This window comes from Acetobacterium sp. KB-1 (assembly GCF_003260995.1).
Taxonomy (GTDB): domain Bacteria; phylum Bacillota; class Clostridia; order Eubacteriales; family Eubacteriaceae; genus Acetobacterium; species Acetobacterium carbinolicum.
In genome coordinates, this window is the sequence record NZ_CP030040.1 from 3,916,044 (window position 1) to 3,940,327 (window position 24,284).

Here is a 24,284-nt window from a genome sequence, read left to right on the forward strand (position 1 = left end):
TATTCAATTTGGGATAATTTTTATAAAGAATACACTAATGAGTACAATAGGAGGATTTATGAAAAATATAAAACGTAATAACAGATTAATAATGGCAGCGGGCGTATTAATTTTGATTGTATTGACAACAACAGCTTTTAAAACAAATGACTATGCTGAACAATTAGGAGTTGAATATCGAGGTCATGTTCAAAATAAAGGGGACTTTCCAAAACCACAAGGAAGCTACATCCCGGGACCAGAAGCATTAGGAACACGTGGAGAAGGATTGCGGATAGAAGGTCTTTGGATTAATTTAACAGGCGATGTTCCTAAAAATGCGGGAATTACTTATCAAGTACACGTACAAAATGAAGGATGGATGACCCCAGTTACAACAAACGAATTTGCTGGAACCGAAGGACTTGGGCAAAGGATCGAATCAATTAAAATTGATCTCGTTAATTTACCAGATTATGATGTTTATTATCGGGGGCATGTTCAAAATCGTGGAAATATACCAGTTGTAAATGCCAATCAATGGGGATGGGTTAAAAATGGAGCTGAACTTGGAACAACTGGTTCATCCCTCAGATTAGAAGAAATTCAAATAAAAATTGTTAAGAAAAATGATGATGGTGTAGTATTTGATCAACCGGGAGTCTATGATCATAAAACAGGACATGAAAAAATTCAAGGCAATGCGATTGTTAAATCAAAAGATGTTATTTTGCAAAATGTTAGTATAGATGGCGATTTGATAATTGATAAAGCCGTTGGCGAAGGGGATGTTACACTTGATAATGTTACAGTTTCAGGCGAAACGCATATACGTGGTGGTGGCCATGATAGTATTCATCTAAACGGTGGTAGTTATAATAAATTCACGATTGAAAAAACAGCAAACAATATTGGTATTGAAGCTAATGCTGTTAATGATTTGGAAATACTTATTTCTGAAGATGCCAACGATAAAACCTTTACGTTTGAAGGTGCATTTAAACTTATTACGGTCGAAGCAGCGAGAGCCACAGTAAACATTAAAGATAATACAACTGTGGAAAGTATTCTAGTTAATAAAAACGCTAGTGATTGTAAAATGTATTTAAGTCACAATGCTGAAATCAATCAAGCAGTTTTAAATGCCAATGCTGTAATTACAGGTGAGGGAAACATTATCAATGCTGAAATTAAAGCGGATGATATCATCCTTGTAAAAGAGCCTCAAAATATGAGTGTAGATCCGAATATTAAAGAACCGCAAATTGATCCTGACTATGGTTCTTCTATGCCTGAAAAAAAAGAGACAATATTTATAATTACTAATTCCTCGGAAGTGAGTCTTGTTTTTACTATTTATGAATTAGTAAATGGGAGAGATGAAGCGAGTATTCCAGATTTAACAATAAATGATTTTGAATTAATAAAAGACAATGGATTATTCAAACCGAAGGACACAATTAATGATCTTGTACTTGTAAAAGATCATTACAATGCCAATTCATATATTATAAGAAACAAAGAGTTGCTCGATAATTTTGAACCAGGGCGGTATAACTTAAACTTTAGCAAAGAAGGGTATGCTAAAAAATCCGTTGGTTTTGAAGTTGATAAACTAGATTCTAAGTTCATACTAAAAGAAATGTTAAATCAAATTATGTATGTGCCAGTATCCAAAGATGGGTTGGACATATCAATAGAAGATATGTGGACAACACAAGAAATAAGAACAACTATGGAAGAAGCGGAGCAAACAGTAAAAAATGTTTTAGCAGATGAAAATGTGACTGAAGATATTGTTTTTGAAACAATAACAGCTACTCAAACAGCGATAAATAACTATAATAATGCAAAGCAAAAAGGTTTAAAAGGCCTATCCGATAAAGAAAAAGTCGCTAATGATGTTTTATTTCTTCAAATGAATCACTATTTTATTCCAATAGAATATAAAACAAGCATGGAAACGAGAATAGCTTATTTACAGCAACGCATTGATCAATTAATACAAGAAAACTTAAATGGTATCGATACTTTTAATGGTTCAAATATATTAGTTGGATTTGATAAAAACTTTGGATATTTCATAAAAGCAACTTATGGAAGTTACACAAGTGAATTTAACAACATTACCGTAAAGGAAGAATACTAAAAAGTGTAAAAGACTAAGAGGGTTATCAATATCCAATATTTACAGATAATGCTTCACGAATCAAGAAATTGAATTCAAGTAGTGCTTCTTGGTGGTTGAGATCACCTTATTATAACTCAGAGTATGGTGCATATAGTTCATTTGCGATAGTACTTAACACTGGTTCAAATTCTTATGTGACGGCTCCTTTTATGGGTAGTGTTGCATTTGGTTTCTGTTTTGGAAATGCACCTAATTAAATAGTATCTTCTAAATCTGCCGAAATTAACGCCTTAACCGATCCATCAACCTTTCGCCGGCGGGTTTTAAGATGCAGTAGGAAAGACAAGACAAGACAAAATAATAAACCAAAAGAAGTGATCGAGATAAAGTTAATACTTGATCACTTCTTTTTTAGGAAGGAGACATTAATGATTAAAAAGCGAACCGTCCTTATAGCATTAGTGCTTTTATTGACTCTGTCGATTATTTCTCCCAGCGTCCAAGCTGAAGGTGCCAAGGCTTTTATCGGTACATCTGGAACATCAGAGGATAATATCACAATTTCAATCACCTCCAATAAAGACGTTGATCAGATCCTGATTAACTCTGGGACGGGTGAGTTTCTGCTAACCCCACAAACCGAATACAGTGATGAGCAATTAAAAGGAAATAACCAGGTAATGGATATGAATGGTGATCTTCAGGTTAATTCTGAGGATTACGATATTTTAAAAGCTCATGTCGATGGTGGCTGCAAAGATTACACTGCCAGAGAGCGGTGTCCCCATTGCGGAGCAGCTGATGTAAATGATGATGGGGTCATCGATAATAAAGATCTGGAAATGCTGCAAAGCCATCTGGATGGCAAATGTCAGATGCAGGATTGCTATTTCCAAGGTACCCGGATTAATCGTAAAAATGATCCAGATGATCCGAATCGCTACATTTGGTCATTTAGTTATACGCCGACTATCCGGGGAACGGATCACATGAGCTTTAAACCACAGTCAATGACATCAACCGGATTACGCACCGGCGAACAAAAAGAATTGTCGATCAAGGCCGAAGAATTTAAAAACCCGGAGATCATTCGTACTGGCGTAGTACCAAATCAGAATAAATACCTGATCAATACACCGGTTAAGGTCTATGCGGTTACACCGCTTGAAACGGATCAAGTGATCTTTAAAACAAACAGTGCCACCTTTGTGGTCAATACTCCGGAATCAATTGATTATGTCAAAGCTGAAAAAACCTGGAGTAAAACCTATAATCCGGGGACTGCCGGCAATGAGAATATTAAAATTACCGGTCAGGGACAACAGTCAGGAGGTACCTATCTGGATAGTGCGGTGCCGGTCGATTTTACCGAGTGGATCGTCGATCCCCAGGTATTGAGTACCTCCAACAGTGTGAAAACCCACTCCTACTCCTGGACAACCTCCAGCACCGATGCTGAAGGGAAGGTGACAATAACCACCCATACCTATTACTGGTATACCATCACCGTCACCGCCATAGCCAATCCGGATACGGAGTATGTAGTATTTAATACCCCGGGGGGAGCGGTGACCGACAACAGTTATTCTGTATCCGGCAGCAACCGGATATTTTCAACCACCTGGGACAGCACCAACAGCGGAGAGAGTGCATCAGCTTCGGCCTTTTGCTATATCAGTGAAAAACCGGTGATTAAAAACAAATATCGGGTCAACTTCGATCCGCAAAGTGGGAGTCAGATCGCACCGATTACCACCGAGTATAATACCTTGATTACAAAGCCAACGGATCCGGTCCGTTACGGCCATACCTTTTCCGGATGGTACAAGGAAGCCCGATGTATCAATGCCTTTGATTTCAATAGCGACAGGATCCGGGGAACAACCACCTTGTTTGCCAAGTGGACGATCAATGATTATCAGGTCAGCTTTGATTCCCAGGGAGGCAGTGCATGCGCTTCAGTCACGACCAAATATGACTCGACGATCAATCCGCCAACTCAGCCGATCCGAAATAATTTCGTGTTTGGAGGATGGTTTAGGGATGCCGGGTATACAAGCCCCTGGAATTTCACCATTGACAAGGTTACGGGGGATACAACTCTCAAAGCAAAATGGATACCGGTGGTTTATAAAGTTACCTTTAACACCAAAGGCGGAAATGAGATCCCGGCTATCGGGGTGAATTATGACAGTACCTTACCGGCAATTACCCCACCGGTTTTGACTGGATATTCATTTTCGGGGTGGTTTAAAGACAGCGGGTGTACCCAGGAATGGAAAGTGGCCAGTGACCGGATTACCGGGCCGGTGAAGCTTTACGCCAAATGGTCAATCAATCAGTATCAGATCAGTTTTGATTCCATGGGAGGAAGTGCGGTGAACACAATTAGTACCAACTACAAAACCCTGATCACCCCGCCTGATCCACCAAGTCGTGACGGTTTTGCCTTTGTGGGCTGGTATAAGGATTTCGGCTGTACCAATCCCTGGCGGTTTGATGCCTATCCGGTTTATGAAGATACCAAACTGTATGCCAAATGGAAAGCGGATTGATTTCTTTTTCAATCACCAAGGAGGAAAAAATGAATATAACGAAGCGGTTTAGCAGGGTTTTTACCCTGCTTTATTTATTGGGATGGTTTATACTGCCAACCCCGGTTTTTGCCCACGATACCATTACAACCAATCAGATTACGGCGATCCAGGACTCGGAAAAGACCTTTACCATCACGGTTGGCCATCTGAATGCTGCCAACGGTATTGCCGGTCTGACCTGTAAGGTCTGGAGTGCAGCCGGGAGCCAGGATGATGTGAAGACCGAAGCAATGATACAAAATGGCGATGGTTCTTATACCTATACCGTCGACATGGAAAAGGATCATAGTATTGAGGATGTGGCCAAGGTTAAGCATTATGACAAGGGCATGTATTACATTGAAATTTATGGAGTGGATAATGGCGGAGTCACCGGACTGGTGGATTCCACCTATCTTGTGATCCGATCCGATGCCAATGAATGGAAACGCCACAGCTATGATGGCTCAAACTTTCATGAAGATACCTATCGGGCGATCCTGACAGTAACGCCAGAGATTAAAAACGGAACCCAGGAAGCCAACAGCGGGGCCAGTTTTAAATCCGGTTATGGTTATGCCCTGAATTTAAGCACAACCGTAGCCAGTAACGCCGATGTGGTAGCGGATCGATGGTTAGCCGGGGCACAGAATGCCAGTACGGTTTTTCCGGAGTTTAATTTTAAAACCGGGGTCACGACTAACGGCAGTTTTAATCAGTTTAATCGCCTGTCCGACTGCATGGGGATTACAAATAACAGCAATCTGTCAAATTCAGTGCTGGAATTAAAAACAAATCCGTTCTCGGCCAGCAGTGCCCGGGTGCATTTTACCCCGCTCTGGTTTCCGGACAACACGGAGTACGCGGTTTATTCAGAGGTATTCGATGCCTGGACGCCAGGGGGGATGCTGGGGACAGCGACCACCAACAGCGTTAACATCAACGGAACAGTATATGACGATTGGCAGGTTAATAATAAAAAATAAGGGGGTGCCGGTGAGAAGTCGAGAAAATGTACTCCTGTCCATAAAACCGGAGTATGCAAATGAGATCATGGATGGAAATAAACTCTTTGAATACCGGAAACGGATCTTTAAAAAACCGGTCAATACCATTGTTATGTACGTGACCAAACCGGTGGGACTCTTTATCGGAGAATTTACCATTAAACGGATTATGGTGGATAGCCCGGCGACTATCTGGTTGGAAACAGAAGCCTATGCAGGGATTAAAAAGAATGCCTATGATGCATACTTTAGGGGCCACGCCACAGCCTACGCCATTGAATTACAGGATGTGAGGGCTTATCACACCCCGATTAATCCGTTTATGGTATGGAATCATTTTGTACCACCCCAGTCATTTCGGTATATCTAAAAAGGGGAAAGCAATTAAAAATAATCTAGGAGGGTGAGGATGAAGATAAGTACGGCAAAAAACGGATGCGAGCGGATATGCCCCGGTCAGCCGGTCTTTAAGATCGGGCAGACAGTCAAAACAACGGGAACAGGAATGGAAGGTGATAAATTTGACAAAAACAAAAAGGTGTCAAAACCGGGAATTATCCTGGACTGTTATGATTTCTTTGTTTTAGTGCAGTTGCAGCATTCTAAAAAATGCTTCTTTTATAATCAGCTGGAGGTTATTTCGATAAAAGAATACCAGGATATGAGCATGAAGAAATTAAAAAATCCAATCAGGGTGCTGCACCATGGGGCGCATTAACGAAGAAACCCATCGTTTTATCGCATTGCCTTTTGTGAATGAGACATTAAAAATGGAAGTGTGGGATAAAGACCGGTGGTTGTTCTCACTATGTGTTAAGATAGTTGTCAGGTGATTGAATTTACTATATTATAGTAAATATATAAAAGGATAGGAGTATCACATGACACAATATAGCGATGAATTCAAAGAACATATTATACAGCAGATGTTGCCGCCGATCAGCAAATCAGTTCGTCAGCTGCATAATGAAACCGGTGTTTCAGAGCAGACACTTTTCAAGTGGAAGAAGCAGGCAAAAGCGTCCGGAATGGCAGCACCATCGGGAACAGGAACTTCAGAAGACTGGTCCAGTGAGGATAAATTTCTGATCGTCCTGGAAACAGCCCGTATGAATCAGGCTGAGCTGGCTGAATATAGCCGTGAAAAAGGCCTTTATGTTGAACAAATCGAAGCCTGGCGTGATGCCTGCATCAATGCCAATGGGAGTGTTGCCAATGAATCAAAGAGACTTAAAAAAGATCTAAGCGAATCAAAAAAACAGGTGACCCAACTCAATCGCGAACTGAAGCGAAAGGAAGCAGCATTGGCTGAAACAGCAGCATTACTGGTGCTCAGAAAAAAGGCACAAGCGATCTGGGGGGAGCCCGAGGACGAATGATCCCAACCTCAGATCGCAAAATCGCTGCTGCTTTAATCGAAGAAGCCATTCAAAACGGAGCCCGCCAATTTATGGCATGCCGTGAGCTGAATATCAGCGAACGTACTTTTTCACGCTGGAAAAATCCGGCAACACCGCTGGAAGATCAGCGTCCCGTTGCGATTCGGCCAACTCCCTCCAATAAACTGACACCAGCAGAACGGAAAGAGATAATAAAAGTCGTGAATTCGAAAAAATATCAGAGTCTGCCACCCAGTCAGATTGTTCCCCGTCTGGCAGATGAGGAGGGGCGCTATATTGCATCCGAATCTTCCATATACCGTGTGATGAAAGAAGCCGGCATGAATAATCATCGGGGTCGTTCATCAAAACCTCAGAAGCGCACGATCACAAGCCACAAAGCAACAGGGCCGAATCAGGTCTGGATGTGGGATATCACGTGGCTGCCGGGTCCGGTAAAGGGTTTTCACTATTATCTTTATCTGATTCTGGATCTTTACAGTCGAAAGATCGTTGGCTGGGAAATCTGGCCGGAAGAATCCGCACAAAATGCCAGCATACTTGTTCGAAAAGCAGCGCTTTCAGAAACGATTTCAACCGCTAAACAGCCGCTGGTTCTGCATTCCGATAACGGTAGTCCGATGAAAGGAGCTTCGTTGATGGAAACCCTTCAGAAACTGGGAATTGTTTCATCCAAAAGCAGACCGAGAGTCAGTAATGACAATCCCTATGCCGAATCCATCTTCAAAACCTGCAAATATCGCCCTGATTACCCTTACAAGGGCTTTAAATCAATCCCGGAAGCAAGACAATGGGTTCTGGAATTTACGCATTACTATAATTTTGAACACTGCCACAGTGGGCTTAATTTCCTGACCCCAAATCAGCGGCATACCGGAATGGATAAAGAGATTTTTTCAAACCGCACAGCTGTTTATGAGGCCGCACGGCAGAATAATCCAAACCGCTGGACTAAAAATATTCGCAAGTGGGCTCTGGAAAACGAAGTATGGTTAAATCCTGAAAAAGATGAATCAAATGAAACAAATGAAACCAATGAAACCAATAAGTCAGTCGGTTAATTCAAGAAAAACCGCCAACTATCTTGACAACTACCGTTCTATATGGATTGTGATAACCAGAGTGTACCCTATGTTGTGATTGAAAAAGAAAAGACTGATGAGCGGGTCATTCAAACGACTCGGGATCTGATGGACGTAGAAGCGCATTTATTTTCGAATGAAAAGAATGCGCTTCTTTTTATGAATAATTTTAAAGGAGAATAAAAATGGCAAATGGACAAAATGCAAGTTTAAGTGTTGGAATGGATCAGATTTTACAGCTGGGTGAGGTAACGGCCCGGATACTCTATGCCATCGTGGAATCAGAAAAAGCAAAAATGCTGAAGCAGGCTGCCGGGGTGGGACAAACAGCTGGAAAGCCAGCTGCGGACGAAAGCAAGGATGAAGCGAGTGCAGTCAAGTCTGAAAATCAGGCCGTTGCTGAAAGTAGCAACCTTATCGATACCGATCTCCTTAACAAGCTGGATAGCGCATTTAAGGAGTTTCTATTGGTCAGCCGGCAAGTGATTAATCAAACCCGGGAACCGGTGATTGATTTAAAAAATATGGAACAGCTCATCGATCCCAATCCCATTACCCGGGAGGAAAAAACGTTGGCCAAAGAGATCAATGCACTGGATCAGGCCGTGGAGCGCACCAGTAAAAGTCTGGAGCAGTTTTCCGAAGCTGCACAGGATAGTCGGATTCCCCGGCGCACGGTGATCCGTTCCCTGGGTGAGAAGATGATCCAGCTTGATGATAGGCGTGTTGCGGTGGCCCAAGGGATCGAAAACTATTTTTCCAACGTGACCAACCGGGCACGAATTGGTTTTGCCACCTGGATGGTCAATCAGTTCGATGGGATCAACAGCCGGTTTGAACAGATCAAAAATGTGGCCAATCAACAGATTGATGAAATCAATCAGGCCGAGAAAAACAACCCGGTTCGGGAAACCCCAAGTGAGACTGTGGCGAATATTCAATCGAATACCCTGTCAAGGGACTCCAATTCGCCAGAAATCGATAAAATCAGGGATTTGTTGCTTACCATGGAAAACACCATGTCGGATCTGATGCGGGCCATTCATGCGGTAAATCAAACGCCCACAGAAACCCGGACGGTCAGCAATGATGCCAATCCCATCATTACCACCGAAGCAGCCAAGACCCAGGAAAACGACGGAGAAATAAAGGCGGATCAGGTGATGGCCAATGCTTCGGTAACAGACCGGATTTATCACGTTGATGAGTATGGACTGATGCTTTTGGATCTTCACGATGGGTTCGATGCCGATCCCCAAAAACTGGCGGATTTCATCCAGTTTTCGACCCGGTTTCAGCAATATACCACCAGAAATCAGCAATTGATCTTTGCACAGAATGCCAACGCCATCCAGGTAGCCAATGTTCATGACTTATTAGAAAACGGCATACAGGTTAAGGAGGGTGAAAATCCGATTCAAATCTTTGTTCCCAATGATGCAAAAGAAGGCCCCCGGTTTGTGATGGGATCGATTTATGACATTGCTCAAACCGATTTGCCGGAAAATGACGATCCGGAGATAAAAACCGGTAAGGACATGGTCGAAAATCAAAGCTTGACGGCGGGGATATTGGAATATTGCCAGGCCACGATTAAACCCAATTATAACGGGGTGGAAGGTCAACTTGAAGCCCAGGGGGTGGCTCTGATGCTGTTGGCCCATAATAACCTCAAAGCACCCGCAGAATTAAACGAAAGACTCAAAAAAACCTATCAGGCGTATCGGGAAACACTTCAAGGCTCCCCAAGTGATCACCAGAAACGACTGGATGCGACCTTTAAATCCATGAATAAAACATTTCAGGATCATGTGGCGGAGTTGGATCAGTATTTAAGTCATCAACCGGTAACACCGGAAGAAAGCAGCCTTAAGCGAGAACTGGAGGAACGTCAGGAAGAAGTCTGGGAGCCGGAAATGTAATCCTGTTTCCCGAGGAAACAAAAAAATAGATGTAATCCTGTTTCCCGAGGAAACAAAAATCGCAAAACGAATCCTGTTTCCCCGGGAAACAAAAATTGAAAGGAAAACAAAATGGATAAAATCATCCCCCTTATTATTTGTTGTGTTGGCGTGATCGCACTGATTGTGATGAACATCTGGAATAAGAAAAACAAGACGGTTCAATTCAAAGGAAAGAAGAAGGAGCCGGAGCATAACAGCGTCCACGATTTTATTAATGTCAAAGACATCAAAGGAAATTTTCTTTATACCAAAGATAATAAAATCTGTGCCTATTACCGGGTGGACGCCATTTCTCTGGATTTACTGTCACAGAACGAGAAACGCTCACTGTGTAAGCAATTGTGTGTGCAGATGGCACCGGAATCATCCTGGCGCTTTCTTTCCGTGGAAAGGCCGGTTGATATTTTTCCTCTGGTGGAAGAATACTCCCGGATCTGGACTCAAACCACCGAGCCGGTGGTCAAGGACATTCTGGGCAAGGAAATGCTGGAGATGCATCACTTTGCCGAATCCGGGGAAATTGTTCAGCGCCAGTTTTATTTCATCGTCTGGGACGATTATGAAGTCGGTATTGAACGGGACTTTCTCAAGCGGATTACCGATATTGAAAGCCGGTTGGCAAGTGGAACAATCACCGGTGAGATCTTAAAGCAGCAGGAAATTGTCAGACTGTGTAATCTGATTAATAACCCGGCCTATTGTCATCTGGAAGATATGGAATATGGCACCCAGATTACAACGATTATGGATTTATATAAAAACAGTCATGAAAGTCAATTCGTGGCAGCAGATCAAATACAGGAGGTCGCATATGCGTAAGCACGAGAAACCCAAAGAAAGTCGGAAAGCACGGATTAAAGCCGAAAAACCGGTGAAGGACAAAGCGCCTAAAAAAGAACGGCGGTCACTTTTTGGGAATAGTGAGGAAAGTCAACCGGAACAGCCCAAGCGGGGATCCAAATTGGGGCGATCAAAAAAAGCAGCAATTACTGAAAATAAATCCCTGATGAATATTATTTCGCCCATCAACATGGAAATCAAGCCCAATGAATTGTGGATTGGCGAATACCTGGCCCGGGTGTATGGCGTGATCCAATATCCGGCGCACCGGGATTATGGGTGGTTGGGGAAACTGTCCAATATCCCCGGAACAGTCTTCTCCATTGAGTTTGATAAAATTGAGAATGCCGATTTTATTAATAATCTTAACAAGTCCGTTAATCAACATCGGGAAAAAGCCCAGGAAGCCAGTGGAAAAGATGCCCTGGCCGAGATGAATGCAATCAAGCGGGAGGAAGACTCGATCAAAATGCTCAAAAACATTGAGTTTGAACAGGAAGTGGTTGGCAGTGTGGGGATATCGGTTATGCCCATGGCCAACGACCGGGAAGTGTTCAATAAGATGTGCCGAAAGGTGCAAAGTACCTTTTTGATGGAAAAAACGAAGATTCGATCCTTTCCTTATCTGCAAAAGGAAGGCTTTCGCAATCTTTTTCCAGCCTGCACCCAGGAAAAGAACGTTCAACAGATCATTAAAACGGTCATGCCTATTTCATCTGTTCTGGGGGGCTTCCCTTTTGCCAGTTGTGGCTATAACGATCAGGAAGGGTTTCTGTATGGCAGGGACTCCACTGGAGGTCGAGTTTGTCTGAATCTCTGGAAGCGTGGTAAAGATCGCACCAACTCCAGTGTGGTGGTGCTGGGTGATGTGGGATCTGGAAAATCAACAGTTATCAAAAACATTGCTCTGATGGAGTACGCCCTGGGAACCCGGATCATTTTTATCGATCCCGAGCGGGAATACCAGGACTTATGCCGAAATCTTGGCGGGGATTGGATCAATGCCGGCGGGGATGGTAAGCACCTGATCAATCCCCTTCAAATTTTACCATTGGAAGAAGATTTATATCTTGAGAAGGACGATGAAACAGGAAAAGATAATGAAAAAGAAAGGGATGTCCGAAAATTTGGTGCCATGGCCCTTCATTTAAAAACGCTGGACGTCTTTTTTTCGCTGTATTTCAAAGATTTGACTGATATTACCCGAGCATTACTGAAGGATGCAGTCATTACCCTTTATAATCGCTTCAATATCTTTTGGGATACGGATGTGACCACCATGAAAAACACTGATTTTCCGACCTTCAGGGATCTGTATGATTTATTGATCGAATTGGAAGAAGCCGAACAGGAACGGGGTATTAGCGAAAAAGCGTATACGGATTATCGGGATCTGGCCATTATCTTTAAAGATCTGGCCATTGGAGGGGATTCCTTCCTGTGGTCGGGTTACACATCACTAAAATCGGATGCCCGGTGTGTGTGTCTGGATACCTTTGATCTAAACAACTCATCCGACACCATCAAATCGACCCAATATTTTAATCTGTTGTCCTGGGCCTGGCAGGAAATGAGTCGGGATCGTCATGAGCGGATCCTTTTGGTTTGTGATGAATCCTATCTGATGATTGATGAACGGGTGCCGCAATCGCTGATATTTCTCAGAAATGCCATGAAGCGCTGCCGAAAATATGAGGCCGGCATTATGATTATTTCTCATGCGGTTGAGGATTTCTTAAACCCCAGTATTAAAATGTATGGCCAGGCACTTCTGGATCAGCCCTGTTACAAGATTATGCTGGGAACCACCGGACAGAACCTTCAGGACTTGAAAAAACTCTATTTTTTAACCGAAGCCGAGCAGGAAGTCTTAACTGCCAAGCTCAGAGGAAAGGGACTCTTTATCATCGGTCGGGATCGGATCAGTATGTCCTTTGATGTGGCCGATTACAAATTTAAGTATTTTGGGGATCGGGGTGGTCGGTAGTCATGGCGATTCCAGTCATTGCCAAAGCAGCGACCGCAGTTGCAACGGACAAGAAATTAAGAAACATCGTCCTGGGAATACTGGCCGGGTTATTGGGGCTGGTCTTAGGACTGGTTTTAACCCTTGTATACATTCTGTCTACCCCCATCACCATGCTGACCAGTATCATTACCAATCCGGATATCCTGGCAGTTGTGCTGCAATTAAAAACCGAGTATCAATATTTATTACCGGGAAAAGCCAATGGCAATGGCCAGTTTGCCTGGCCACTGGATGCCGAATACAAACTGGATCGATCTGATGAAACAAACCTGTTCGGTGAACGGGTACATCCGATTTACGGTGATGTGCGGATGCATACCGGGATTGATATTCAAGCACCCGATGGCTCGAATTGCTATGCCATTGGTGACGGAACCGTTGTTTATGCCGGGATGAACGGCGGTTGGGGGAACACCATTATTTTAAATGTCGGAAAGGCCAAAGACGGGAAGGAAATCACCGCTTTCTACTGTCACTTAACGTCCGGATCCTGGTCAATTAATGCCGGCGATATGGTCAAACGGGGACAGCAGATTGCCCTGACCGGTGCAACCGGCAGCACCCAGGGGGGACACATTCATTTTGAAATAAAAGCCGACGGTGAATATGTGGATCCGATGCTTTACATTTCCGATAGTGACGCTGCATTATCCGGCGAAATTGATTTAAGCACCGCCGAAATGGTGAATTCTCAGATCACAGCTTATTGTGATTATGGCACCACATCTTCCGGGACGACCACTACTGCCAACCGGACAGTTGCCGGTTATCCCAGTCTGGAATCAGGTACCCGAATTTACATTCCTGTCCGAGCCGATCAGCCAAACGGCGGGGTCTATGTGGTCGAAGATCGTGGGGGTGCTGTGGATGAAGAACGGAAGGTTATTGATATGTGGCTGCCGACCGAAGCGGAGTGTCTATCATGGGGCAGACAATATGTGCCGATCTATGTTATACAGGAGGATAGTGCCACTAAAAAGCAAAGGATTGTTGATTTAGGGGGCTATGATTTCAGGTAGAATTAATCAATTAATTAATGAGAGAAAGTAGGTAAAAGAATGAAAAAAGTGGAAACCAACAAGACAAAGGAAGCGAAAAGCTTCAGAGATGATATTCTCAAGTTTATGCAGACCCTCAATGGTGTGGACGATGAAAACTTAACCCCGGAAGAAGCCGAAATTCTTAGGGAATCCGTTGAGGAATTTGCATCGCAGTTCATTTATTTCCGAGAGTCCTATACCCAGAAAAATTCCCATATCCGGCATATTTCGGCGCTGATGGAAGATATCCGGGAGCTGGTTGGAGAGTCCGGAGAAAAATACGAAGAAGCTGAGGATCTGGAAGAATCCAATACGATTCTCTTTAATGCGGTTAATGAGGTCATCGGCAAGCTCAGTGAGGTAGAAAAAAATCTGGAAGAAGCTGAAAAAGAAGAAAGTGAATTTAAACGGATCGAGAGCATTGAGCGGATGTTCGTACAGGCAAACCTGAGTGTCCAGGGATCAGAAGAAACCATCAAAAAAATGGCGGATCAGATCAAGGATCAAATGGTGACTTTCCGGGAAGGCGTCGAGAGCAATGACCTTCAGCTGGCGATTATTGAAAAAAACACCATCGACTTTAAGCAGCAGTGCGATACCATCATTAAAACCTTTGAGTCGTTCAGTCAACATTTTGACGAATCCAAAGAAGTCTCCCAAAAGAAACTCGATGAGCTTTTTACAAATCTGGTCGAACAGGTTAATCAGACCAAGACCGATATCGTGGGGGAGCGGGAAAAAGAACTGGATGCACTCACCGGTAAGTATAACGAGGCCCTGGATAAAATCGAGACAAAGAGTGATGAAGCCCTGGGAAAAATGGAAGGTTTAATGGATCGGGTCAATACGCTTCTATTTGCCGAAGGTTTTAAACAGCTCTTTTTTATGATTGGTGGTGGGTTCTCCATCATCAATTTTATCATGTTAATTGTACTGATATTCACGAAATAGGAGGAAACGAATCATGCTTTTATATGTAACCAGTAACCAGAACAATGGGATTTTTGATTTTCTGAAAAAGGAAAACGGGATGCCGATTAAAAAATTCATCGGGGATTATGAACTGGCAGCCTTTGTGGAGAATGATCTCAGTAAATTTGCATCCTATCGCTATCTGGCGGTGGATCTGGAGTGTTTGCTTGATATTCCAGAGGGTTTATTTAAGGCAATACACGCCATTCAGGATTGGTTTGAACAGCGACTGATCATCTTTGTCCGGGAGATCACCCCAGAGCTGAAACAGGAGCTATTGAATCGGGAAGTCTATAATATCATTACCGGCGATCCCAGGGAATTTGAAGCCCAGATTCTAAAGGCAGTCAGTCGGACCGGAATCACCTATCAGGATCAGCTGCTAAAAGATGAGATTCATGAAGCCGTGGCCATTGAGCAGCCGTCGATTGCAGAAATCATTAAAAGGCCGGTTGTTGTCGATGACCAACCGCTGATTGAAATGCCATTTATTGAGACAGTCATAGCGGATCCCATGGAACCGGAAACACGAGCTGAACCGGAGGAACAGTTTATTATCGTGGCCGGCTCCCAGCGTCGAACCGGTACCACCACCACGGCCATCCAGTTGGCCAACTATCTGGCCAATCAGGGAAAAATGGTTGCCTATATGGAAGCCAATGATCATAATCATCTCAAGCCGATTATCGAAGCCTACCGCATGAAAAAAGAAGAAATCGAGGATGGGGAATGGCATCAGACCAAGGGGGTCGATTATTTCTATCGGAATGGCCTGGTCATGAAAACCTATGATTACATCATCTTTGATGTGGGGGTTTTGAATGAAGATGTGATTGAACCCTTTAGTCAGGGGCACATTAAAATTTTGTGTGGTGCCGGCAAGTGCTTTGAACGGGCAGCTTTAAATCAGGCATTGGCACACTACCAGAAGGATGAGCTGGAGGAAATCAACCTGTTATTAAATTTCATTGCTCCGGAAGAAGAAGCGACACTTAAAACCTTCTTCCCAACGGCAAAGTTTAGTCAGTATGCTCCCAATATCATGGGATGGCACGCTAATAAAGAATTGTTCAGACAGTTATTGAAAAGAAATGAGCAGGGGGTTTCGTAATGACAGCAGCCGTTAAAAAAGGGGACTTCATCCGAACCGATGGAGCCGATCAGACAGTGGTTTTGGATGTGCAGGGCAGTGATGCCCTGCTTTTTACCGGGACTCAGTTTATCAAAGCCCATGGCATCCAGATGATTGAAGGTAAATTGATCTGGGATTTCGGGAATTATTATCAGTCGATTGATCAGATTCCCAAAAACTATGAAAACCTGGGTTTCCAGGATCTCAAACTGGATTTGGCCAGCATGAAGCAGACCAATGAAGCGGAAATGATTAAGGCGCTGCTGGTAGTGGAAAATCGTTTTGAGGGAACGGAGCTTTTGAATCAAATCCATGAGCGGTTTGAAAATGAGGGTTTTAATCTGCTAAATGACGGGTTTGATCGGGTTCATGCGGATCTGACCCGGGAAGAAGACTATGAGATTGACGATGATTGGGAGCCGGAAGCATAAAGGTAGTCTGTTTCCCGAGGAAACAGAAATTCAGAGTGTCGATCATTAAAGCGCATTTGTTTCCCGAGGAAACAAGATAATCAGAAAAAAAAGGAGTAATTGACAGCAATGGACACAGTTACTAAAGAATTGTTTGACATTTTCAGGAAATATCATTTTGATTCCCCACCAGAATTGAATACTGAAGCCAGAGAAGCGCTTTGCCTATTTCTCAAAAAACTCAAAAAGACAAAAAGCAGGAAGTCGTATCAAAGCGGTTATAACTACATGTTCTATTTACACTATTTGATGATCATGCGAAGGGGATTAATTGATGAAAATTACCTGATTGTATGCAATGAACTGGGCAGTTTGATTTATCGCTTTCCACCAACGGAAACCCGAATCAAGTTAATCATCATTGAACTGCTTGAAGAATTTCTAAAGGAGTGAGCCGATGTTTGGAAAAAAGAAACCAAAACAGCTGAAAATTTACATCGGTGGATCTAAAGAAAATTTTGACGATGCATTATTTGCCATTCAGAATGGCCTTGCCATGGAAAAGGATATTACTGGGAAAATTGCTTGTCTGGATTTTGCCCTGAAGGTTTTACAGACTGACCTGAAACATTCCATTCTTTCGGAATCGATTTATAAAAAAGATATCACAGACTTAAAAGATAGCTATATCCCGTCAGTCACGCCATTAAAAACAGATGGGCAGAACTGGATCAATCAACGAACCGGTGAAATAATCAAGCCGGTTTTAGATTTTCGTATCGCCGTTATGTTTGAAGTGGAAAAAATGAAATTTGAATTACAGCACGAACTTGAATCCGGTTATATAAAGCCGGGAAGGCGCTGTGCTATTCCAGATGCATGGCGTTTTTTTATATGTTCAAAATGGATCGATGTCTATTAATCGTTGAATATGGGAATACAGATAATCCTGTTTCCCGAGGAAACAAAATGTCGAAAAGAACAATCCTGTTTCCCGAGGAAACAAGATATTCGAAAAGGAGAAAAAATGCAGAAAATTAAAAACGGATCATTTGCAAAGTATTTAGTTACGTTGGAAGCGCATGAAAATGACTTGCTGTTATTTAATGGGGATCAATTTATCTGGGCATTCGATGCGGAAATTGATGACGATACCCAAAAACTCATGTGGGCAGCTGCCCGTTACTTTGATGATTATCGGATCGTTCCACCATTGGCAGAAATAAAGAAGTATTACAACAATCCATTTTGTATCAGAGAAGGTTTATGTTTTGCCATTGATCCAGAAAATAACCGGGCAGTGTTGCAGGGTTCAAACTTCCACGATGATGTACGACCGATTAATATTCCAATTTCACCGGTTGAGCTGGTCGAGTATCAGGGGATTTCTTACCCGGTTACGGCGGTAGCGGATTGGGGATTTTACAATAATACCAGTGTAACCGATCTGATTCTACCGGATTCAATTACCCAAATCGGGAATTATGCCTTTGCCAATTCGATCATCCATGACGTGAAAATGCCGGCGGATATCAGTATGGGAAATAATATTTTCTATGGCTGTAACCATTTAAGTGAAAAGATGAAAAATTATCAGGACGGAATAAAAATTGATCAGCATCCGCAATGCAATCTATTAAGAAAAGGCGATGTTTTTCAAACCAATGCTTCCGATCAGACGGTGGTATTGGATGTAAATGGGAGCGACGCCCTGTTATTTAACGGCCGGAAATTCATTCAAGCCACCAATATTCGCCAGGACGAACAGGGCTTACAGTGGGACGAAAGCCAGGTTTATGAGCAGTTTAGTGATATTTCAAAACAGCAACCGGAGCAATCGTGTGAGGATGAATGGGAGCCGGAAATGTAATTCTGTTTCCCGAGGAAACAAAATTAAAAATACGAACGTCTTGTTTCCCGAGGAAACAGGCAGAAAGGAAAAAAATGCAAGCTTTAGCAATTGAAAATGAAGTGATCGGTTATATGAATGGCAAAGCGATTGTCAAAAATGAGAATGGTGAGTGGTTTTATGTCGAAGTTCCGGAGGAATTTATTACTGCCGGCGAACAGATTGCTGATGAAGATTTAGCACCACTGGAACTATTGCCAAAACAGGTTCAGATGGGTATTTTAAGAGAAATGGGAGATCGGTAAATGGCCAAGTATGAGAAGCGAAGTCCTGAAGATATTAAAAAAGAAATGGATCTCTATAACCAGAAAATAATTAATCTGGGTGAGTCGTTCAAGCGTGATCCGGCGGTCATTGCTGAATATTTAGAGTTTTCTTCAAAGTTTTATCGTTACAGCCCCCGAAATCAGCAGCTTATTTTTTCGCAAAATGAAAGGGCATCCTTTGTGGGCAGTTATCAGTTTTATAAGGAAAAAGGTTATCAGGTGCAGAAGGGTCAAAAAAGCATGAAGATTCTGGTACCGGTTAAAGCGTCTTATTTTTATCGGGATGGGGAAAATACGTCCACTCCTTTAATTAATGCGACCAAAAGCGAACGAGAGCGGATCAAGCGGGGAGAGATCGAGGTAAAATCGGTCATGCGGTTTAAACTGGGATCGGTTTTTGATATTTCCCAAACCGACTGCCCGGTAGCCGAATACCCCCGGTTAGTGAGTTTTGGGGAAGTATCTCAGGATCATGCCACCTTATATGAGCAGCTACGGAGTTATTGTGAAAACCAGGGATTCCCGGTTGAGGAAACAGCTTTGCGCTCGATCAAATTACGGGGATCCTATACGCCAGATACCAATGAAATCAGACTGAACGAAAAACTCCAGGATACTCAAAAGCTCGGGACATTTCTGCATGAAATGTCCCATGCTTTTTTAGACCATAGGGCTGAAGCATTTCGTTCCGAAATAAGTGAACACCAGCATGAATTTGAAGCCGACGGTTTGACCATTATGTTTTTGAGTCGCTTTGGCCTGGAAGTCACTGAAGGAACCAAAGATCATCTGGCATCCCATTACCAGAGTTTTCTGGAACAGATCGAAGCGCTGCCGGCAGAAGAACAGAAAAAATTTAGCTTGAACCTGTCCATGGACAAGATCAACAATACCTATAAAGAACATATCGGGGCGATGGAAGAACATTTGAATCAACTTAATGCCGGGGCACAGTCTGAAGACTATGAAGAAGAATGGGAGCAGGAAATGTGATTCTGTTTCCCGAGGAAACAGGATTATAATCAATTTAATAGTTTATCCGAGAAGAAAATGCCTTAAAGTTTGGTGTGAAAAAAATGAGGGTGGTGTTTTTATTAAAAATTTCATGATAAGCATGATATTAATTATGCTGACATTAGTTATCAGTTTTTGGGTAATTGGTGGAAGTAAAATGGATGCAGGTTCGTTAGGAATAGTCATTGCTCTAATCGGCGTTTTTGGAGCATTATGTACTGGTATTCTTACGTTGTTTAAAGATTTTAAAAAAAGTGAAGATGTCAGACAAGATACTGGAGATATGAAACAAAGAGTGCAACGGATCGAAGAAGACAGCAAAAAGACAGTATCGGTTTTAGTTGAAAATATAAATCCAAGCATTAAAAAGATCTCAGAAATATCTGGTGGGAATGCTGATGATTTAAGAATTTTAGTTGAAGAACTTAATTATCAAAAACGCCTGAAAAACGAGTCTTCAGGAGATAAAGGCTATCAGAAAGATCGAACAATCAATTATATTAATCAACTATTTGAAGAAAATGTGATACTAACGAATCAACTCAAAGAAAAAGAAATTGAACTTAACAGAAGCAAAGAAGCTTTATTAATGCTGAAGGAAAAATGCGAGTTACTTGAGAATGAGAATTTAAAATTAAAAAAAATAATTAAAGAAAAAGAAAATAGTCAGAGCAATAATTGGGAACCGGAACAGTGATTCTGTTTCCCGAGGAAACAGGAACGTCAAAAATATAATCTTGTTTCCCGAGGAAACAAAATACAGAAAACACATCACAAGGAGATTCAAGCAGATCTCTTTTTTTTCAATCTCAATGACAAGCTCATTCTGATGAACGGTGAACAGGTTGAAGGGAGGTTTTTTTAAAATAGATGATAAGGTAGCGTGAATTGTGTTATCATTAGCTAAACATTTTACGTTGTCAAAGAAAGTACGCTAAGAAAGTGAGGGATGACCGATTGAAGATTGAACAGCTAATAAAAGAAATTGAAAATAAAAATAACGTCCTTCAGTCCTGCCGGCCTTTAACGCAAGGAGAATTAGAACGACTCAACGAATCATTTATGGTTCAGTTTACCTATAACTCCAATGCGATTGAAGGCAATACCTTAACGCTTGGAGAAACTGCCATGGTTTTAGAAGGACTTACCATTGATCAAAAACCATTAAAAGATCATTTGGAAGCCATCGGTCATCGGGACGCCTTTGAATATATTAAAGACCTGGTGAGTGAAAAAGCCATTTTATCCGAAGCAGTTATTAAAAATATTCACTCCTTAGTTTTAATCAATCGACCCAAAGATAAGGGGATTTATCGACGAATACCGGTTTCAATTGCAGGAGCCTTTATCGAGCCGGTGCAGCCGGTTCAGATACAGCCATCCATGGAAGAATTGATTCTAAAGAATGAACAGTGGAAGTCAACACTTCATCCAATTGAGCGAGTGGCACGGTTTCATTTAGAATTTGAAGGGATTCACCCCTTTATTGACGGAAATGGTCGTACCGGTCGGTTAATCCTTAATCTTGATCTGATGCAGAATAATTATCTGCCCGTTAATGTGAAATTTTCAGATCGGAAAAAATATTATGAAGCATTCGACACGTATTTTAGAAATGATGATGTTTCAGCAATGGCGGAACTGATCGGAAACAACCTTTTAGAACGCATTAATGAATATATCAACATTCTGTCCAATTCTCAAGCCCTTGAAATTGATGAAGAATGGGAACCTGAACAATAATCTTGTTTCCCGAGGAAACAGGAAATAGAAAAATACGATCTTGTTTCCCGAGGAAACAGGAAATGAAAAACCACGATCTTGTTTCCCGAGGAAACAGGAAATGAAAAATCACGATCTTGTTTTCCGAGGAAACAGGAAATGAAAAATCGCAATCTTGTTTCCCGAGGAAACAAAATACAGGAAATACATTAAAAGGAGATCCAAGCGGATCTCTTTTTTCTTTTCAATCACAATGACAAATCCATATTGACGAAAGGTGAATAGAATGAACTCAAGAGAAATTCAACATTTTCCCCAAATAGCGCAAGAAAATTTTCAGACACCTGAAAACTGGATGACCTTTCTGGAACGCTCAGCCTGGCATTATAAGTATTCGTTTTACAATCAAATGCTGATCGTGTTTCAGCGACCGGATGCCACAGCAGTGACCTCAATTAAGGCATGGAACCATAAATTAAACCGCACCATAAACGTTGGATCAAAGCGGATTCTGGTCATTGATGATCGGGGCAAATACGATTTTACCAACGTTTTTGATGTGAGTGATACTCATAAGCGAAACCCGGATGGCCCGGATTTTAAATTGTGGAGTCTGGAAAATGTGGATGAAGTCGAGATAATTAAACGAGCGACTGAACATTACCAGGAAACACGCTTGAAGCATACGCTGCCATACTACATTATGACAGAAATGAAAGTGCGAAATAAAGATCAGTTTGAGTATTTTAAGACTGAGATCATGGAATCAAACAGACTTTATCTCAGGAATCTGGATGTGAGTGGCTTTGCCACTCTGTATGATAACAGTGTGATTTATCAGATTTTATCCCGATGTGGCTATAACCCCAGGGATTATTTTAAGCCGGAAGATTTTGCACAAATAAAAAACATCAATAACTTTAAATCGCTGATATTTTTGGGTAATAATGTAACGAGTACCACCAAACCCTTTCTCATTGAAATGGGAAAACTGGTGCAAACCATTGAAATGGAACAACTGAAAAATCAAATAGAAGGAGAACTAAAAAATGAACAAGAACCAGGAAACATTCAAACCTATGGAATTGACCTATCACCAGGAAGGGGAGTTTCTGACCCCGGACATCAAACCCCTGACTCCACCCAGTCAGGAAATCGGGAAGTACGGGAACTTAAGGAACCAGTATCTGAAGGAATTCAAGCCGGATCTGTTGATGGAACTGATCTTCGACGACAAGATCAACGAACACCTGGTGGAAGTGGATCAGGCAGCCAAGCGCCGACTGGAGCTGATCATGGCGGGGATGATGAAAAATCATCCGGCCCCGGACAAGAAAACCCAGCCCCTGGAATGGGCGGGTCATATGAACAACCTTCAACACTTGGCCAACGAGATCGTTCTTTCGGAACTCATTTACAACTAAGCCTGTTTAAGCCTGAACAGGAGCCAATAAAACCCAACCAAAAAGCGGAGAGCCAACAGCCCTCCGCTTTTTCTATGCCCCAACATGATATTGATGTCATTCTTCGCAGTGCCGGCAATAACCGGGATAGTCAGTTACGCATTGTCGCCCAATATAAAAAGCAGCTGCCGGCTGAAGACAATGTGGCTTTCCTGCAAGCAGAATACCGCACCGGTGGCAAAGGGTTTTACATTGATGAAAAAGAAGTGGCGGTCTGGTTTGATAAAAACGGCATTCAGATCGCTAGGGGGAACACGGTACAAAGTAATTTTATGAAAACCACCCTGTCCTGGGAACAGGTTGAAAAGCGGATCGGGGAACTCTTGGAAAATGGTCTTTATATGGGCCAGGAACAGCTTGATCAGGTCGATGGCCACGAACGCAAAGAACTGGCAGATAAACTCTGGCATCTGCATCAGGATCGATCCGGGGAATTTTTTATGGAGGATGACATTTTTCGTGGGGGTCATCCGGATAGTTCAGCTCGGATTGCTGAACTTTACACTGATCCGGAAAAATTGGATGAAATTATTAACGGACTGGACGGGTTTGTCAAAAAATATAAGGTTGACCGATCCATTTTACGTTTTCACTTCCACAAGCCGGATGAGTTATTAAGCCGACTCCGTGATTTAAAGCGGGAGCGCCGGGAGTATCAGGCGAACGGGTTTGATTACCAGGAACCGGCGATGTTTATTACTGAGGATGAAGTGGATGCTGTTTTATGTAGTGGTAGCAGTGCATCCGGTGAAAAACAACCGATCATTAACTATTTCAGCGAAAACCACTCGCATCAGGAAAAAGCAGATTTTCTTAAAGATATATATGGAACTAAAAGTCAATCCCGTGGGCTTTCCGGAGCGGATCACAGCTGGTTAGATTACAGTGCCAAAGGGATGTTGTTACGCCGGGAGGAAGCAGAAAAAAGCATCCTTTTATCCTGGCCAAAAGTGGCAAAGCGTATTGATGAACTGATGGCCCAGGGACGTTATGTGATTGATGAAGCAAAACGGATCGAAGCCCCTGAATTAAAACCCGAAAAACCGGCAATTCCGATGGACGACATTCGTGATCTGCTAATAAACGTGACCCCGGACGACTACACCCGGCCCGTAATCTATGATTTATTATCCGAAACCAAAAATAATGATGAGTTTGGCGAAGTGATTAAAAACACTTATTTATTCAGCGAAGTCCCGGTGCTCGGGAATCTCACGGATATTTACCGGCAGCATCTTGATCAGACTGGAATTCGCTTTGAAAAGACTGCCGATCCGTCGATTGATTATTTCTTGTCCTGGTCAGAGATTGCCGGGGAAGTCAGACAACTCATTGAAGCCGGCCAATA

Annotated in this window: 23 protein-coding genes and 1 pseudogene; all 24 read left to right on the plus strand. The window is 42.5% G+C overall.

Annotation, left to right across the window (positions count from 1 at the left end):
* Positions 1-58 precede the first annotated feature (58 nt).
* Positions 59-2,128: a hypothetical protein gene (locus DOZ58_RS18115; protein WP_162624572.1), complete on the plus strand. Its 2,070-nt coding sequence runs from the start codon at positions 59-61 to the stop codon at positions 2,126-2,128.
* Between the two features lie 29 nt (positions 2,129-2,157).
* Positions 2,158-2,367 (plus strand): annotated as a pseudogene (locus tag DOZ58_RS19355) (hypothetical protein); the annotation flags it as partial.
* A gap of 171 nt (positions 2,368-2,538) precedes the next feature.
* On the plus strand, positions 2,539-4,665 hold the full coding sequence (locus DOZ58_RS18120) for an InlB B-repeat-containing protein (protein WP_111889591.1): 2,127 nt from the start codon (positions 2,539-2,541) through the stop codon (positions 4,663-4,665).
* Between the two features lie 29 nt (positions 4,666-4,694).
* Positions 4,695-5,672 carry a GBS Bsp-like repeat-containing protein gene (locus DOZ58_RS18125; protein WP_162624573.1) on the plus strand — a complete coding sequence of 326 codons (978 nt, stop codon included), beginning with the start codon at positions 4,695-4,697 and terminating at the stop codon, positions 5,670-5,672.
* 10 nt (positions 5,673-5,682) lie between these two features.
* On the plus strand, positions 5,683-6,063 hold the full coding sequence (locus tag DOZ58_RS18130) for an ASCH domain-containing protein (protein ID WP_204355437.1): 381 nt from the start codon (positions 5,683-5,685) through the stop codon (positions 6,061-6,063).
* A 39-nt stretch (positions 6,064-6,102) separates the two neighbouring features.
* Positions 6,103-6,411, plus strand: a complete 309-nt coding sequence (locus DOZ58_RS18135; RefSeq protein ID WP_111889594.1) for a hypothetical protein — start codon at positions 6,103-6,105, stop codon at positions 6,409-6,411.
* 163 nt (positions 6,412-6,574) lie between these two features.
* A complete protein-coding gene (locus DOZ58_RS18140) occupies positions 6,575-7,072 on the plus strand; it encodes a transposase (RefSeq protein WP_111887542.1) in 498 nt (165 codons plus the stop codon).
* Entirely contained in the window at positions 7,069-8,154 is a 1,086-nt protein-coding gene (locus DOZ58_RS18145; protein ID WP_111887543.1) for an IS3 family transposase, read from the plus strand. Before DOZ58_RS18140 ends, DOZ58_RS18145 begins: the two co-directional genes overlap by 4 nt.
* A 42-nt stretch (positions 8,155-8,196) precedes the next feature.
* Positions 8,197-8,358 (plus strand): hypothetical protein, encoded by a 162-nt coding sequence (locus DOZ58_RS18765; RefSeq protein WP_204355438.1) that lies wholly within the window; start codon positions 8,197-8,199, stop codon positions 8,356-8,358.
* A 2-nt stretch (positions 8,359-8,360) separates the two neighbouring features.
* Complete coding sequence (locus DOZ58_RS18150; protein ID WP_111889595.1) at positions 8,361-10,097, plus strand: hypothetical protein; 1,737 nt, start codon at positions 8,361-8,363, stop codon at positions 10,095-10,097.
* Positions 10,098-10,208: 111 nt separating this feature from the next.
* Positions 10,209-10,958, plus strand: a complete 750-nt coding sequence (locus tag DOZ58_RS18155; protein WP_111889596.1) for a hypothetical protein — start codon at positions 10,209-10,211, stop codon at positions 10,956-10,958.
* Entirely contained in the window at positions 10,951-12,966 is a 2,016-nt protein-coding gene (locus DOZ58_RS18160; RefSeq protein ID WP_242988542.1) for a VirB4 family type IV secretion system protein, read from the plus strand. Before DOZ58_RS18155 ends, DOZ58_RS18160 begins: the two co-directional genes overlap by 8 nt.
* A gap of 2 nt (positions 12,967-12,968) precedes the next feature.
* Complete coding sequence (locus DOZ58_RS18165) at positions 12,969-14,027, plus strand: peptidoglycan DD-metalloendopeptidase family protein (RefSeq protein WP_111889597.1); 1,059 nt, start codon at positions 12,969-12,971, stop codon at positions 14,025-14,027.
* Between the two features lie 39 nt (positions 14,028-14,066).
* On the plus strand, positions 14,067-14,999 hold the full coding sequence (locus tag DOZ58_RS18170; RefSeq protein ID WP_111889598.1) for a hypothetical protein: 933 nt from the start codon (positions 14,067-14,069) through the stop codon (positions 14,997-14,999).
* A gap of 13 nt (positions 15,000-15,012) precedes the next feature.
* Positions 15,013-16,131 (plus strand): hypothetical protein, encoded by a 1,119-nt coding sequence (locus DOZ58_RS18175; RefSeq protein ID WP_111889599.1) that lies wholly within the window; start codon positions 15,013-15,015, stop codon positions 16,129-16,131.
* On the plus strand, positions 16,131-16,583 hold the full coding sequence (locus DOZ58_RS18180; RefSeq protein WP_111889600.1) for a hypothetical protein: 453 nt from the start codon (positions 16,131-16,133) through the stop codon (positions 16,581-16,583). Before DOZ58_RS18175 ends, DOZ58_RS18180 begins: the two co-directional genes overlap by 1 nt.
* A 108-nt stretch (positions 16,584-16,691) precedes the next feature.
* The gene (locus DOZ58_RS18185; protein ID WP_111889601.1) at positions 16,692-17,015 is read left to right on the plus strand and encodes a hypothetical protein; all 324 of its coding nucleotides are present in this window, start codon (positions 16,692-16,694) and stop codon (positions 17,013-17,015) included.
* A 4-nt stretch (positions 17,016-17,019) separates the two neighbouring features.
* Positions 17,020-17,484 carry a DUF6710 family protein gene (locus DOZ58_RS18190; protein WP_111889602.1) on the plus strand — a complete coding sequence of 155 codons (465 nt, stop codon included), beginning with the start codon at positions 17,020-17,022 and terminating at the stop codon, positions 17,482-17,484.
* A gap of 105 nt (positions 17,485-17,589) precedes the next feature.
* Positions 17,590-18,432 carry a leucine-rich repeat protein gene (locus tag DOZ58_RS18195; RefSeq protein ID WP_162624574.1) on the plus strand — a complete coding sequence of 281 codons (843 nt, stop codon included), beginning with the start codon at positions 17,590-17,592 and terminating at the stop codon, positions 18,430-18,432.
* A gap of 74 nt (positions 18,433-18,506) precedes the next feature.
* A complete protein-coding gene (locus DOZ58_RS18200) occupies positions 18,507-18,716 on the plus strand; it encodes a hypothetical protein (RefSeq protein WP_162624575.1) in 210 nt (69 codons plus the stop codon).
* Complete coding sequence (locus tag DOZ58_RS18205) at positions 18,717-19,730, plus strand: ArdC-like ssDNA-binding domain-containing protein (protein WP_111889605.1); 1,014 nt, start codon at positions 18,717-18,719, stop codon at positions 19,728-19,730. It abuts the gene before it with no gap.
* 133 nt (positions 19,731-19,863) lie between these two features.
* Positions 19,864-20,448 (plus strand): hypothetical protein, encoded by a 585-nt coding sequence (locus DOZ58_RS18210; protein ID WP_162624576.1) that lies wholly within the window; start codon positions 19,864-19,866, stop codon positions 20,446-20,448.
* Between the two features lie 260 nt (positions 20,449-20,708).
* Positions 20,709-21,494 (plus strand): Fic family protein, encoded by a 786-nt coding sequence (locus tag DOZ58_RS18215; protein ID WP_242988543.1) that lies wholly within the window; start codon positions 20,709-20,711, stop codon positions 21,492-21,494.
* Between the two features lie 1,058 nt (positions 21,495-22,552).
* Positions 22,553-22,897 carry a TnpV protein gene (locus tag DOZ58_RS19360; protein ID WP_371414219.1) on the plus strand — a complete coding sequence of 115 codons (345 nt, stop codon included), beginning with the start codon at positions 22,553-22,555 and terminating at the stop codon, positions 22,895-22,897.
* Positions 22,898-24,284 lie beyond the last annotated feature (1,387 nt).

Bases quoted from the DNA above. Each gene is read 5' to 3' on its own strand.
- DOZ58_RS18125 (WP_162624573.1), top strand. From the start codon at position 4,695: ATGAATATAACGAAGCGGTTTAGCAGGGTTTTTACCCTGCTTTATTTA.
- DOZ58_RS19360 (WP_371414219.1), top strand. From the start codon at position 22,553: ATGGAATTGACCTATCACCAGGAAGGGGAGTTTCTGACCCCGGACATC.
- DOZ58_RS18140 (WP_111887542.1), top strand. From the start codon at position 6,575: ATGACACAATATAGCGATGAATTCAAAGAACATATTATACAGCAGATG.
- DOZ58_RS18155 (WP_111889596.1), top strand. From the start codon at position 10,209: ATGGATAAAATCATCCCCCTTATTATTTGTTGTGTTGGCGTGATCGCA.
- DOZ58_RS18150 (WP_111889595.1), top strand. From the start codon at position 8,361: ATGGCAAATGGACAAAATGCAAGTTTAAGTGTTGGAATGGATCAGATT.
- DOZ58_RS18205 (WP_111889605.1), top strand. From the start codon at position 18,717: ATGGCCAAGTATGAGAAGCGAAGTCCTGAAGATATTAAAAAAGAAATG.
- DOZ58_RS18160 (WP_242988542.1), top strand. From the start codon at position 10,951: ATGCGTAAGCACGAGAAACCCAAAGAAAGTCGGAAAGCACGGATTAAA.
- DOZ58_RS18195 (WP_162624574.1), top strand. From the start codon at position 17,590: ATGCAGAAAATTAAAAACGGATCATTTGCAAAGTATTTAGTTACGTTG.
- DOZ58_RS18210 (WP_162624576.1), top strand. From the start codon at position 19,864: ATGCTGACATTAGTTATCAGTTTTTGGGTAATTGGTGGAAGTAAAATG.
- DOZ58_RS18135 (WP_111889594.1), top strand. From the start codon at position 6,103: ATGAAGATAAGTACGGCAAAAAACGGATGCGAGCGGATATGCCCCGGT.
- DOZ58_RS18185 (WP_111889601.1), top strand. From the start codon at position 16,692: ATGGACACAGTTACTAAAGAATTGTTTGACATTTTCAGGAAATATCAT.
- DOZ58_RS18115 (WP_162624572.1), top strand. From the start codon at position 59: ATGAAAAATATAAAACGTAATAACAGATTAATAATGGCAGCGGGCGTA.
- DOZ58_RS18170 (WP_111889598.1), top strand. From the start codon at position 14,067: ATGAAAAAAGTGGAAACCAACAAGACAAAGGAAGCGAAAAGCTTCAGA.
- DOZ58_RS18145 (WP_111887543.1), top strand. From the start codon at position 7,069: ATGATCCCAACCTCAGATCGCAAAATCGCTGCTGCTTTAATCGAAGAA.
- DOZ58_RS18180 (WP_111889600.1), top strand. From the start codon at position 16,131: ATGACAGCAGCCGTTAAAAAAGGGGACTTCATCCGAACCGATGGAGCC.
- DOZ58_RS18190 (WP_111889602.1), top strand. From the start codon at position 17,020: ATGTTTGGAAAAAAGAAACCAAAACAGCTGAAAATTTACATCGGTGGA.
- DOZ58_RS18120 (WP_111889591.1), top strand. From the start codon at position 2,539: ATGATTAAAAAGCGAACCGTCCTTATAGCATTAGTGCTTTTATTGACT.
- DOZ58_RS18765 (WP_204355438.1), top strand. From the start codon at position 8,197: ATGGATTGTGATAACCAGAGTGTACCCTATGTTGTGATTGAAAAAGAA.
- DOZ58_RS18165 (WP_111889597.1), top strand. From the start codon at position 12,969: ATGGCGATTCCAGTCATTGCCAAAGCAGCGACCGCAGTTGCAACGGAC.
- DOZ58_RS18200 (WP_162624575.1), top strand. From the start codon at position 18,507: ATGCAAGCTTTAGCAATTGAAAATGAAGTGATCGGTTATATGAATGGC.
- DOZ58_RS18175 (WP_111889599.1), top strand. From the start codon at position 15,013: ATGCTTTTATATGTAACCAGTAACCAGAACAATGGGATTTTTGATTTT.